Source organism: Prevotella sp. P4-98, assembly GCF_002251405.1.
In the GTDB taxonomy this organism is placed as follows: Bacteria; Bacteroidota; Bacteroidia; order Bacteroidales; family Bacteroidaceae; genus Prevotella.
On record NZ_NPJC01000006.1, the window covers coordinates 25,041 to 39,004 of the forward strand.

10 protein-coding genes are annotated in these 13,964 nt (G+C 50.6%); 7 read left to right on the forward strand and 3 right to left on the reverse strand.

Going from position 1 to position 13,964, the window contains the following annotated elements:
* Positions 1-81 precede the first annotated feature (81 nt).
* The 4 genes from CIK96_RS01025 (at position 82) to CIK96_RS01040 (ending at position 3,448) form a co-directional block, all read left to right on the forward strand.
* Positions 82-513, forward strand: a complete 432-nt coding sequence (locus CIK96_RS01025) for a lytic transglycosylase domain-containing protein (protein ID WP_094390256.1) — start codon at positions 82-84, stop codon at positions 511-513.
* A gap of 274 nt (positions 514-787) precedes the next feature.
* Complete coding sequence (locus tag CIK96_RS01030) at positions 788-1,351, forward strand: LemA family protein (RefSeq protein WP_094390435.1); 564 nt, start codon at positions 788-790, stop codon at positions 1,349-1,351.
* 9 nt (positions 1,352-1,360) lie between these two features.
* Positions 1,361-2,374 carry a M48 family metallopeptidase gene (locus CIK96_RS01035; RefSeq protein ID WP_094435527.1) on the forward strand — a complete coding sequence of 338 codons (1,014 nt, stop codon included), beginning with the start codon at positions 1,361-1,363 and terminating at the stop codon, positions 2,372-2,374.
* A 201-nt stretch (positions 2,375-2,575) separates the two neighbouring features.
* A complete protein-coding gene (locus CIK96_RS01040; protein ID WP_094390437.1) occupies positions 2,576-3,448 on the forward strand; it encodes an aldose 1-epimerase family protein in 873 nt (290 codons plus the stop codon).
* 224 nt (positions 3,449-3,672) lie between these two features.
* On the opposite strand, the gene rsgA is transcribed toward CIK96_RS01040, so the two are convergent.
* Together rsgA and frr are read right to left on the reverse strand one after the other, a co-directional pair.
* Positions 3,673-4,608, reverse strand: a complete 936-nt coding sequence (gene rsgA, locus CIK96_RS01045; RefSeq protein ID WP_094390438.1) for a ribosome small subunit-dependent GTPase A — start codon at positions 4,606-4,608, stop codon at positions 3,673-3,675.
* A gap of 4 nt (positions 4,609-4,612) precedes the next feature.
* Complete coding sequence (gene frr, locus CIK96_RS01050; RefSeq protein WP_094390439.1) at positions 4,613-5,173, reverse strand: ribosome recycling factor; 561 nt, start codon at positions 5,171-5,173, stop codon at positions 4,613-4,615.
* Between the two features lie 155 nt (positions 5,174-5,328).
* Between frr and CIK96_RS01055 the strand changes: the two genes are divergently transcribed.
* From CIK96_RS01055 to nhaD, 3 genes are read left to right on the forward strand one after another with little or no spacing between them, the layout of a single operon-like run.
* Entirely contained in the window at positions 5,329-6,477 is a 1,149-nt protein-coding gene (locus tag CIK96_RS01055) for a glycoside hydrolase family 88 protein (RefSeq protein WP_094435525.1), read from the forward strand.
* A 46-nt stretch (positions 6,478-6,523) separates the two neighbouring features.
* On the forward strand, positions 6,524-9,136 hold the full coding sequence (locus tag CIK96_RS01060) for a glycosyl hydrolase (protein ID WP_094439110.1): 2,613 nt from the start codon (positions 6,524-6,526) through the stop codon (positions 9,134-9,136).
* A 36-nt stretch (positions 9,137-9,172) separates the two neighbouring features.
* Entirely contained in the window at positions 9,173-10,504 is a 1,332-nt protein-coding gene (gene nhaD / locus CIK96_RS01065; RefSeq protein ID WP_094439112.1) for a sodium:proton antiporter NhaD, read from the forward strand.
* Between the two features lie 659 nt (positions 10,505-11,163).
* On the opposite strand, the gene CIK96_RS01070 is transcribed toward nhaD, so the two are convergent.
* A complete protein-coding gene (locus CIK96_RS01070) occupies positions 11,164-13,962 on the reverse strand; it encodes an ATP-binding protein (RefSeq protein ID WP_094439114.1) in 2,799 nt (932 codons plus the stop codon).
* Positions 13,963-13,964 lie beyond the last annotated feature (2 nt).

Below are 13,964 nucleotides of genomic sequence, written 5' to 3' on the forward strand. Positions count from 1 at the left end.
AGTCGTACCTTTGTGCCCGTTAACAATAGTGTGACGGTTGAATGTCTCGTGGTGAGACGGTCATGCTTAACAGGATTATTTATGACAAAGATTGCTAGAAATGTATTGATTACATTGGCCATCATGATGGCCTGTTCCATCAATGCTTCGGCAGGAACGAAGAACAATGAACGCTCGTTTGACTGGACTCCTGTTATCAGCGCGATTATTCAGGTAGAAAGTCAAGGTAATCCTAAAGCCGTAAGTGGTAAGTCGTGCGGCATCATGCAGATTACACCTATCTGCGTTAAGGAATGCAATCGCATCCTGCAGATGAGGCAGAGCAAAAAGCGCTACACAATGAACGACCGATTCAATGCAAAGAAATCGAAAGAGATGTTTCTTCTCATACAGTCGTTCTACAACAAGGCAAACAACGTGGAGTATGCCATTCGTGCATGGAATGGAGGTCACAACTACTCGAAGCGAGCCACTCAAAACTATTATGAGAAAGTGTTGCGCCAGATGAATTAGACTATTATTTAAAGTCACTCTACAGAATCCGATTGACAGATTTCTCCTCGTAAAGGAAACTGCCAGTCGGATTTTTCCGTTTTCTCTCTTTGGAATACGAAGGTCCCATGTACCACCCATCTTTCTCCTATATAAATTTGCTGTATCTCCTATAAATTATCAGTAAAGATGTAAACAAAGCTTAATTTTTTTGTCAATCTGCAACTTTGGCAGTATCTTTGATGTCTATAATAGAAAAGAATTATATTCATTTAATAGATTAATAGAAAAAACTATGAGTACAACACTTGTTATTATCTTGGCAGTGGTAGGAATTGCATTGATTCTTATCTTCTTCTACAACAATCTCGTGAAACTGCGTAACAACCGTATCAACGCCTTTGCCAATATCGATGTACAACTCAAACAACGATTTGACCTCATACCGCAACTCGTGGCAACGGTTAAGGGATATGCAACCCACGAGAAGGAACTCCTGCAGCGTGTAACCGAAGCCCGTTCTGCTGCCATGGGCGCACAGACCATCAACGACAAGGTGCAGGCAGACAACCAGCTCTCTGCCGCTTTGTCAGGTTTGAAAGTTTCCCTTGAGGCTTATCCTGACCTTAAGGCCAATCAGAACTTCCTGCAACTGCAAGGTGAGATTTCGGATATCGAGAACAAACTTGCAGCATCACGCCGTTATTTCAACTCAGCCACTCGTGAACTCAACAATGCCGTACAGACATTCCCAGGCAATATCATCGCCGGCATGTTTGGCTTCCATGCTGAACCCATGTTTGAAGTACCCCAGGAACAACGTGCGCAGTTTGAGAAAGCTCCCGAAATCAAATTCTAAGTGAGAACGATGAGATACGTTGGTATTCAGACACAAATCCAGCGCAACAATTTTTATACCCTCTTGTTGCTCTTGCTGTTTCCCGCCATTCTTTTAGGGATGGTATGGATCTTTCTGGCATTGGTCAGCTATTTCGGCACATATTATTATGACGAATATGGCAATATGGTCAATGTCTTCGATGCAGCAGTAGTCAACGACTATTTCCTACAAACCATTCCTTGGGTCATTGGCGGTGTGGCCGTATGGTTTCTCATTGCCTATTGCTTCAACTCGTCTATGGTCAGACAAGCCACAGGCGCACGCCCTTTAGAGCGCAGGGAGAATCCGCGGGTATATAATATTGTGGAAAACCTCTGTATTGCAGGAGGTATGGACATGCCAAAAGTGTGTGTGGTTGACGATCCGCAGCTCAATGCCTTTGCCAGCGGTATCGACCGCAAGAGCTATACGGTCACCGTCACCACCGGACTGCTGAAGGTACTCAACGACGAGGAACTGGCTGGTGTGATAGGTCACGAACTGACCCATATCCGCAACCATGATACCCGCTTGCTTATCACGAGCATCATCTTCGTAGGTATAGTATCGGCTGTGATGAGCATGGTGATGCATGTCATACAAAACATATTCTGGTTTGGCGGCGGCAACCGTCATGTAAGTAGTGACGACGACAATAAGAACAGCGGACTCTCCGTCATCATCGTGCTGCTCATCGGCCTGCTTTGCTCAGCCATTGCCTATGTCTTTGTACTGCTGACCCGTTTTGCCATTTCGCGCAAACGTGAGTTTATGGCAGATGCCGGTGGTGCCGAACTGTGCCAGAATCCCCTGGCCTTGGCTTCCGCCTTGCGTAAAATTTCCAATAATCCAGGCCTCGGACGTGTGGAGCGTGAAGATGTAGCCCAACTCTTCATTATCCATCCCCGTCGTCACGCACAGAGTGTGATGAGTATGATTAACGGCCTCTTTGCCACACACCCCAGCACCGAAGAACGAATCCGATTGCTCGAACAGTTCTGATAGCGGAATCTTCCCGCGAACCATCGGTTATCGGTTACAACCGCAGTGTAGAGATTGTCCTTTGTGACATCCTACGCTGCGGTTGTTGTTTCGTTAATTTACACTAAAAGACTTACAGAAAGTTTGTCAATATCAAAAGTTTTTGCTACTTTCGTCATTCCAAACGAATAATGAAACATATCTAAAACAAATAACAACAATATGGTAGAACTTAAAAACGAACGGATAGCCATCAAGGTGGCACCGCTGGGAGCCGAACTCCAAAGCATCACAGACAACAACGGAAGAGAATACCTCTGGCAGGCAGATCCTGATTTCTGGCCGAGACATTCACCCATACTGTTTCCTATTGTTTGCAGCGTCAACAACGATACCTATACCGTTGATGGCAAGCAATATCATTTGCCACGTCATGGATTTGCCCGTGATACCGAGTTTACGCTGGTGAGACAATCCAAAGACCGCGTGACGTATGCCCTTCATGACAGTGAAGAGACCCTGAAGGTCTATCCCTATCATTTCAATCTCGCCATCAGCTATCGTCTTGATGGCAACAAGGTTGTTGTGACTTGGCATGTGGAGAATACTGACACCCAGGAGATCCATTTCCAGATTGGCGGTCATCCAGCTTTCAATGTGCCAGGCATGAAGAAAGGCGACGAACTGAAAGGTACCCTTGTATTGGACAACGCTCAGCCGATGACCAATCTGAAGAGTTTTGCCGATGGTAGTCATGAGATGACAGAGATTCCTGCAGAGACCGATCAAGGTGTGATTCGTTTCAACGATGAATATTTCAAGGACGACTCCGTTAAGTTCCATCGTTGCCAGACCCATCGTGTGTCTTTGCTCGACACCGACGGTCGTCCTGCTGTAACGCTCGACTACAAATGTCCGGTGATGGCTTTCTGGAGTCCCTATCAGAAAAAAGCCCCGTTTGTATGTCTTGAACCATGGTATGGATTGGGTGACCCACGCGGATGGGAAGGTGAATTTAAGGACAAAGTCTTAATGAACCATCTGCAGCCCGGTGCTTCATTCATGTCACAATACACCATTACAATAGGTGAGTAAAATGTGATATTTCAATATACCGTCAGTAGCTGTAGCCTCTGGGGTGCAGCGACTGATGCTTTTTGGGATGCATGCCTGCTTCATCCCAAAGAACCAAGTCGTTAGTCAGTACTCTAAAACCTTAAAAACACGACACTCCATTGGAATATCGTGCTTCGATAGGTGTCATCTGGTGTTTGTCTGTAAGCGAGTGGGGGCAGAAGGCTTCTCGATAGCGAGTGGAGTCAGAAGGCTTCGCGATAGCGATTCTCATCCTTATCGTCAAGCATAGAGAGATAACTCTGATAACGGCTTTGCGCAATGTAGTGATCCTCTACCGCCTTGATAACGGCACATCCCGGCTCATGGGTATGTGTGCAGTCGCTGAATCGACACTGTTTGGAGTACTCGAAGATTTCTTTGAAATAACTGGTGAGCTCTTTGCGCTCCATGTCGAAGGTGCCGAACCCTTTGATGCCCGGTGTGTCGATAAGCCAACCGCTCTGATCGGGCAGACGGAGCATCTCGCTGAAGGTAGTGGTGTGCATACCCGTGTTGTGTGCATCGCTGATTTCTGCTGTGCGCAGATTGACATCCGGAAGGATGCAGTTGATGAGGGTTGATTTTCCTACGCCGCTGTTGCCGCTGAGCAGGGTAATCTTTCCAGTGAGCTTTTCGGTTAGTGCAGCTACCCCGTCACCTGTTGCAGCCGAAATGGCATGACACTCATAGCCCACAGTTTCATAGAGGCTGATCATCATCTGCTGGTAATGCAGTTCATCGTCAGCCAAGGTGTCGGTCTTGTTGAATGTCAATATCACAGGCACCCGATAGGCCTCTGCCGAAGCCAGGAAACGGTCGATGAAGGTAGTGCTTGTCTCCGGTCGTGCCACGGTAATGACCAGTAGAGCCTGATCCACATTGGCAGCGAGGATGTGGCTTTGTTTGGAGAGATTGATAGACTTGCGGATGATATAGTTGCGTCGGTCTTCAATCTCGGTGATGAAGGCAGTGCCTTCCTGATTGGTGATGATTTCCACGCGGTCACCCACCGCCACCGGATTGGTGGAGCGAATCCCCCGTAGTCGGAAATTTCCTTTGATTTTACAGTCAACAGTTGGTCCATCGTCCGTAAGAACGGTGTACCAACTGCCGGTGTTTTTTATGACGAGTCCTTTCACGGGCTTATACTGTCATGATTTCCTTGTTCTTGGCCTCCATCAAGTCGTCGAGCTTTTTGATGAACTTGTCGTGCAATTTCTGCAAGTCGTTCTCGGCATCCTTCTCCAGGTCTTCTGAGAGTCCGTCTTTGATAGCCTTCTTCAGTTTGTCTTTGATGTCGGCACGCACGTTGCGCACTTCCACCTTGGCTCTTTCAGCAATCTTGTTACACTGCTTCACCAAGTCGCGACGACGCTCTTCGGTAGGCTGTGGGATACCCAGACGGATGATTTCACCGTTGTTCTCTGGTGTGATGCCCACATCCGAGTCCATGATGGCTTTCTCTATTTCGCGAATCTGCTTTTTGTCCCAAGGCTTGATAGCTATGGTGCGGGCATCGGGTGTAGAGATGTTAGCTACTTGGTTCAAGGGTACTTTCGAACCATAGGATTCTACACGCACGCCATCGAGGATGGCGACGTTGGCGCGACCGGCACGCACGCGGCTCAGTTCTTCTTCTAGAAACATGGTTGCCATCTCCATGCGCTCTTCGGCTGCGGATAATGTCTGCTTAACGTCTATCATATTATATACTGTTATCGTTTGTTTCGACAAAGATACGGAGAAATTCCGAAATGACAAACAATATAGGAAATAAAATTTTGTATTTCGATTATAATGTCGTACCTTTGAACCTTGAAAACAAACAAAACTACTGATAAAACCAATTTAACATGAGAATGAAACGATGTACCACAGGGGTGGTCTGTGTCTTCCTGGCACTGACTGCCGCACAGTCCCGTACCTGCGAAAAAGCAGAAACAATGCAGGTTTTGCGTCGCGTCAACAACTATTTCATGGGACGCTATGCCGACCCGACGTTGCCTACTATGGTGAAACGCAGCCGCACGAGCAATCTATGGACCCGTGCCGTATATTATGAAGGACTGATGGCGCTCTACGAGATAGATCCCGATGCGCGCTATGCCGACTATACCGACCGCTGGGCAGCGTCCCATCAGTGGACTCCCCGCTATGGTGTGACCACGTGCAATGCCGACGACCAGTGTTGCGGTCAGACCTACCTGATGCGCTATCTGCAGGTTGGAGGCGATGAGAAGATCAGTAAGGTGAGAGAGAATCTCGACCTGCAGATGAAAACCTACAATCCTAAAGCCAACAATGCGCTCTATGGCTGGTGGACATGGATTGATGCTATTCAGATGGCCATGCCGCTCTATTTCCAGATGACAGCCATCACCCACGATCAACGTTACCAGCAACATGCCATGATGATGTATCGTTGGAGCAGAAACATGCTGGCAGGCGGACTCTTCAATGCCAAAGACGGATTGTGGTGGCGCGATGCCGACTATGTGGCGCCCTATCATGAGCCGGATGGTAAACCCTGCTATTGGTCGAGAGGCAACGGATGGGTCTATGCCGCATTGGTGCGCTGCATGCAACAGGTGTCGCCGAAAGACAAGGTCTATAAGGAACTGAAAAAAGATTTCCTGGCCATGAGCCGCGCCTTGCTCAACTGTCAGCGTGAGGATGGCTTTTGGAATCCCAGTCTGGTGTCCACCCATTATGCCATGCCCGAAACAAGCGGTACTGCGCTTTTCCTCTATGGCATGGCATGGGGCATACGCCAGGGACTCCTTGACGAACGTAAATATGAGCCGGCATGCCGTCGGGCATGGCAGGGGATGGTGCAACAGGCGGTTCACAAGGATGGCTTCCTCGGATGGATGCAAGGCACGGGCAAAGATCCTTCTGCCGGTCAGCCTTTGAGTTACGACCGCGTACCCGATTTTGAAGACTACGGCACCGGATGCTTCCTCCTTGGCGGAGTGGAGTATTACCGCATGATCACCAGGGACGAATAAAACCCGTTTGTGATATGAACGATGTATATGATTAAGGTGTGAAACAATGAAAACAAAATATATCCTACTGCTGATCGCCATGATGACTGCCATTGGCACGACCGCACAGACATGGCCTTCACCCAAACCCGAAGCACGTCCAGGCACCCGATGGTGGTGGCTGGGATCTGCCGTTGACCACCAGGGACTGGAATGGAACCTTGGCGAGTATGCCCGTGTGGGCATTGGGGCAGTGGAAATCACACCGCTCTATGGTGTGAAGGGCAACGAAGCCCATGAACTCCCATTTCTCTCTCTGCAGTGGATGGCGGCATTGCGCGATGTGCAGCAGATTGCCGCCGCCCATCATATCGAGGTAGATATGAACTGCGGAACAGGATGGCCCTTCGGAGGTCCTGAGGTCACGATAGACGAGGCAGCCTGCAAGGCCGTGTTCGTTGACAGCATGATCACCTCCGACAAGCGCCCGTCCGACCAGCACCGACTGGCAGTGCCTGCCAAGGAGCGCCCCTATGCCCAATGGCAATGCACCAGAGTATATCCCACCAGTCAACCACGCCAGTGGCGCGTCATCAGCGTCTATGCCTCACGCACGCGTCAGAAGGTGAAACGCGCTGCACCCGGTGGTGAAGGACTCGTCATCGACCATTTTGACCGTCAGGCGGTGGCACATTATCTCAATAGGTTCACCCAAGCGTTTGAATACACCAAGACTCCTTATCCCCATACCTTCTTCAACGACTCCTATGAGGTGTATAAGGCCAACTGGACCCCTTCGCTCTTCGACGAATTTCTCAAACGCCGTGGCTACGACTTGCGCGACCATCTGCCCGAACTTCTTGACGGTGGTGACGGTAATAAGGCGCTCCACGACTATCGTGAGACGTTGAGCGACCTGCTCTATGAGAACTTCACCCAGCAGTGGGTGGCGTGGGCACACCGCCATGGGGTATTGGTGAGAAACCAAGCCCACGGTTCTCCTGCCAATCTGCTCGATCTTTATGCCGCCGTAGATATACCAGAGATAGAAGGCTTCGGACGCTCCGAGTTTGGCATCCGCGGACTGCGCAGAGACCCCGGCATGACCCTCAAGAACTACAGCGATGTGTCGATGCTGAAATACGCATCGTCGGCAGCACATGTGATGGGAAAGCCGCTGACCAGCAGCGAGACGCTCACTTGGTTGACCGAACACTTCCGCACCTCATTGTCGCAGATGAAGCCTGACATCGACCTGATGTTCTCATGCGGCATCAACCACATCTTCTTTCATGGTAGTTGCTACACCCCGGAGCATGATCCATGGCCCGGATGGAAATTCTATGCATCGGTCGATATGAGTCCCACCAACAGCATTTGGCGCGATGCCCCTTTCTTGATGCAGTATATCGAACGCTGCCAGTCGTTCCTGCAAATGGGACAGCCCGACAATGATTTTCTGGTCTATCTGCCCGTCCATGACATGTGGCGCATCCGCGGTTCTCGCAATGATGATGCTAAGTCGGAGAGCAAAGACCGCAGGGGCGGGGAAGACCTCCTCATGCAGTTCGACATCCATACCATGGACGAGAAATGTCCGCAGTTTATCCGGAGCATCCTCCGCATCGACAGCCTCGGCTACGATTGCGACTATATCAGCGACCGCCAACTGGCACAGGTCAAGGTCGATGGCGGACAGCTCGTCACCCCTGGCGGCACACGCTACAGGGGAATAATCATCCCCACAGGTACCACCGTTGACGACAGACTTCAGAGCCTGTTACAGAACCTCACACCTTATATTATTTATGGTGAAGACCGACAGGCGATGGCGCATCTTGCCAAACCCGAACCATGGCGAATGAATCCCGGTGTGCGTATGATCAGAAGAAAGACCGACGACGGCTACATCTATTTCGTTGTCAATCTCTCGCCCCGCGACTGTCGCTTAAACGCATCATGTCTCTCCGTACCTACGCAACACATCGTCTGCTACAATCCCATGACGGGCGACGTGAACCGTCTGCCTATGGTTGCCGACGCTCCTGTCGTCTGTCTTCAGTCGGGAGAGAGCATCATCCTGCAAACAGGAACAGCTGCCGACCGTCCCCTGTCAACAGGCCAATACGGTATGACAGTAGCGACAGAGACCCTGCCGCTGGACGGCCCCTGGACCCTGTCGTTCCTCGGCGAGACGCCACGCGTCAGCGAAACCTACACCATGCCGACTCCGCAGACCTGGGAGACGCTTGGCGAATCCGCCTCTGTGACCATGGGCACTGGAGTCTATGAGACCGCCTTCTGCCTGACCAGAAAGCAAGCCGCCCAGGCCTGCATCATCTCGCTGGGCGAAGTCTATGAGTCGGCACGCGTATATATCAACGGCAAGTTCATCGGCTGTGCATGGGCAGCACCCTTCCAGCTCGACTGCCGCGACGCCTTGCGCAAGGGCAAGAACACCCTGCGCATTGAAGTGACCAATCTGCCAGCCAACCGCATACGCGATCTCGATAGACGTGGTGTGGAATGGCGAAAATTCAAGGAAATCAACTTCGTGGATATCAACTATAAGAAGACACGCTACGACGGATGGCAACTGATGCGAAGCGGACTGCAGGGCGCACCCCTGTTGCACTTCTATTCCCAAACCCCTTCCGCCTGGCCTTCAAAAGAGGAATAAACAATATAAAACAATAAATAGAACTATTACATCAAAATGAGTACAATTACAATGTTCATCATCGTCGCCTTTGTTGCAGGCTACCTCTGTATAGCCCTTGAAAGTCTGACGAAAATCAACAAGGCAGCCATTGCTCTGCTCATGTGTGTGGTCTGCTGGACCCTGCTGATGGTATCACCTGGAGCATACTATCCCGATGTAGCCTCTGACGGCGTACTCCACCACATCTCCGAAGTGATCGAACACCATCTGGGCGATGCCGCAGGCACCCTCTTTTTCCTAATGGGCGCCATGACCATCGTAGAGATAGTCGATAGCAACGGCGGATTCAATTTTGTGCGCGACATCATGAAGACACGCTCCAAGCGCAAACTCCTGTGGCGTGTGGCTATTGCCACCTTCTTCCTCTCTTCCATCCTCGACAACCTCACCGCCTCCATCGTCATGATCATGGTACTCCGCAAACTGGTACAGTCGCGTGAAGAGCGTCTCATCTATGCCGCATTGATCATTATCTCCGCCAACTCAGGAGGCGCATTCTCGCCCATTGGCGACGTTACCACCATTATGCTGTGGATCAAGGGAGTGATCACCACTCAGGGCATCCTTACTGAAATCTTCATCCCCTCGTTGGTATCGATGTTGGTGCCCGCCTTCATCCTGCAATATTCGTTGAGTGGAAAGTTTGATAAAGAGCAGAACCTCGTCACCGCCGAAATCAGCCAGTTCACCAAGGTGCAACGCAACATCATCTTCTGGCTCGGCGTAGGCGGTTTGGTCTTTGTGCCCATCTTCAAGAGCATCACCCATCTTCCTCCGTTCATGGGCATCCTCCTCGTGCTCGGCGTACTGTGGACCGTGACCGAGATCTTCCATCACAATACTAGCGAAGACGACACTATGGCAAAGCGCGTCAGCGACCTCCTGTCGCGCATCGACCTCTCCACCATCATGTTCTTCCTCGGCATCCTCATGGCAGTAGCCGTGCTGCAGGAGATCGGCGTCCTCACCGCCTTGGGCACCGGACTCAACGAAGTCTTTGTCGGCAACTACTATGTCATCAACGGCATCATCGGTGTCCTCTCCAGCATAGTCGATAACGTGCCCCTGGTAGCAGGCTGTATGGGTATGTATCCCGTAGCCGAGACAGGTGCCATGGCCATCGACGGCTTATTCTGGCAGTTGCTCGCCTACTGTGCCGGAGTAGGCGGTTCGATGCTCATCATCGGTTCTGCAGCCGGTGTTGTTGTCATGGGCTTAGAGAAAATCACTTTTGGTTGGTACTTGAAGCGCATCACGTGGATTGCCTTCGTCGGCTATCTTGCAGGCATTGTGACCTATTGGTTGCAACAGGCATTGCTGGCATAACTTCCAGCCCATAAGTCCACACTGTCCAATGCTGATGTTGGATGATTCCTCATCAGTTGCTGTAGCCAATGTGGTGCAGCGTCTGATGAGGTTTATTTATGATTTTCAAAAATATTCGACCACTCGACCACCGCTGAGGCATAATGCGCTATTGCGCAATGCTTTAAGTGGTGGTCGATGACTTTATATTTACGTGTTTCGACCACACTTCGACCACCAGAGAATATCTTGCCCATGTTTATCAGGACTTTTGCCGATGCCTGATAAAAATATTATCCAACGTTTGATAAAGGTATTATCCAACGTTTGATAAAGGTGTTATCTAACGTTTGATAAAGGTGTTATCTAACGTTTGATAAAGGTGTTTTCCAACGTTGATAAAGGTGTTTTCCAACGTTGATAAAGGTGTTTTCCAACGTTGATAAAGGTGTTTTCCAACGTTTAGCAAGTGTATTGTCTAATGTTGGCAAAGATATTGCCAACACATGGGATTGATGTTGACAAAGAGTTCGCTTGTATGTGTGGCCGATAATCTAATAATCTACTGCTCTATAATAATCTCTATGTTAGTAAGTTACGTGGATACGTGGTCGAGTGGTTGAAATATTGTGAAAAACTATAACTTTGGTATATGAGAACGGGGTGAAGCGCCCTTACCTCTATTCCTTTTCAATAACCTCCACAGGAATCCAGAACCAGAATTTAGAACCATTATCCACTTCGCTCTCTACGCCGATGTCGCCATGGCAGGCGGTGACGATGGACTTACAGATGGAGAGGCCGAGGCCTGTGCCCTGCACAAACTCGTTGAGCTTGACGAAACGATCGAAAACTGCTTTTTGTTTGTCGTGGGGTATGCCCGTTCCGGTGTCTTCGCAGAAGGCATAGATGCCCATCTGACCGTTGCGCTTCTCCAGGCGATAGCCTACCCAGATGCTGCCCTTCTTCGTGTATTTCAATGCGTTGCTCACAAAATTGCTGAATATCTGGCGCACGCGACCGATGTCGATCGATACTCTGAGCTTCTTCAGGGGTTTGGAGGTGACAAAGCGCAGATGGTGGCGCTGCACGCGGATCTCGATGGACTGACAGAGGTATTCAAACTCTTCGGCAAAGTCAACTTCGGCGGGCTTGACGTCCATCGGGTTGTCGTTGATGGTGGAGGCTTCGAGGATGCCGTTGATGAGACGCACCAGGATGTCGCAATGGGTGCGGATGATGTGGACAAAGCGTTCACGCTCCCCGGCTGATTCTGCATATTTCAGCATGTCGGAGAAGCCTACAATGGAGTTGAGGGGCGTGCGCAGTTCGTGGGTCATCTGGGCGAGGAAGACGCTCTTCTGCTGGGCGCTGTTCTTGGTTTTCTCGCTGATCTCGCCCACTTCTTTCTTGATATTCTCCAGTCTGGTGATGTCGTGGAGCATGCCGCTGTAGCCCAGGGTGGATCCGTCGTCGCCTTTGCGCAGGCGACCGTAGATGTCGTGGGCGCACGGACCTTTGCTGAATGCGGAGGAGTTGAGCTGCCGCTTCACGTGGAATGGTCCTTGGAAGAGGCCGATGCTCTCGTCGCTGATCGTGTATTCGTCGTAGAGTTCCGGGGGCAGCTGTCTGAGGTATTTCTCAAACTCGATGACGTAGTCTGCATGTTTCAGCGTGTGGGAATAGTAGATCATCTTATTGCGTAGATCGAGCTCCCACATCGTCCAGTCGGAGTGATTCAACATGAATTTCAGTCGCTTCTCGTTATAGTCGATGTATCGCTGGAGCGTATCACATTCGTGCTGACACATGATGAGATGGTGGTAGGTGTCGCTCTGGGCTTTGATGTCGTAAGCCATGAGGAGGTAGTTGGAGACACGGCCGAAGTAGTCGAAGAGTGGGACGACGTTGTATTCCACGCATGCCTCGCGACCCTGGTCGCTGTCTGCGGGGGCAAGGTGGCAGAGGAAGATGGGGTCGTGGCGACTCTCGTTGAAGGCGTCGGCAAACATCGGCATGTCGAAAAGTGAAGTCTTCTGCAGCAATCGTGCGTTTTTCGCATCAGCTTTACAGATGCGTTTCATCTCTTCGTTGCTGTTTTCTATCCATCCGTTTTGGTTATAGACTGCCATGGCCACCTTTGAGAATTGGAAGAACTGCAGGAACTTCCGCTCCATCTTGTTGGCTTCGTGGATCAGTCCTACGTTGTGGGTCTTATCGACTATGGTGGCATAGATGTTTACTGGCTGTCCGTAGGCATCCTGCTCGACGGCGAAGTGGCCGCGCAGGTGTTTCCATATCGGCTTGTCTTTAGTGCCGGCATTCCATCGTCCACTCAGTTCCACGTGTTTGTCCATGCTGCCGTCTCTCAGCTGTTCGAGCCGTCTCACCCAGTTGTTGCGTTCGGCAGGGTGGAGGCGCTGGCTGAAGTCGAACCACGACATACCCTCGTCGGGCAGCAGACTGCCGTACTGATTGACCAGTATGCGCGAGGTAAGGTCGTACTGAAATACGTAGTGGTAGCCCATCTGCAGGGCACGCGTCATCATGGCATCGAGTTCGCTGTTGCGCTGGCTCTTGGCGCGCACCCTCCCTCTCGCTATGCGGGTGCCCATATAGCACATCAGGGCAAACATCACCGCGCCAATCATCAGATACCCCCACATGGGGATGGTTTTCTTACGGATGCGCTCTGGATGCAGCCATTTGTCGTTGATGAGTGCCACCCGTCCGCGCTGTTTCAGTTGGGAATAGACATAGTCGATGTCTGCGATGAGTTTCGTATCGCGTCCGATGACGTGGATCTCGCTGACGGGTATGCCCACATCGTTGAGGATGAATCCCGACTTGTCCATATTGAGTTGTCTGATTTTCCATTTCAGCGGTTCTTCACCCCATACGTAGTATTTGAAGTCGTGTGCCAATACGCCCATAAGGGCTGTCGTGGGCGACTGAAATTCCAATTGGCTGAGATAGGATGAGTCTTCTTCAAGAAAATAATGTTCCGTATAGTCGGCTGGTTTCAATACCGTACCGGCTTCCACCAGTTCTTTGAGTGAACTGTTGGACGATGTTGTGCCGCAGGTGACTGCCACGATGCGGTTGTAGTTGATGATGTTGCGGGTATAGCAAAAAGGCGGTTTCCTGTAGCGTCCGACATTGGCAAGAATCAGGTCTGCATCGCCACGTTCGAAGGTCTTGAGGGCATTGGCCCACTCTTTCAGTACGAATTTATAAGGGATGTCGAGTTGGTCTAATATTTCTGTCATGATCTCAACATTGGTGCCGGCAGGCCTGCCCGTGTCGTCTTGGAATTCATAGGGCGGCTTGTCCCAGTCGCCCACAATGATGACGGGGTGGGCAGCGTCGTATCGGCGCTGGTACTGCGTCTTCTGTCGCGGTGCGTCTCCCCATGCCGTGCTGACGGTCAGCAGGGCAGCAATCAATGTCATGATATGTCTCAGAAAACTAACTTTCATGG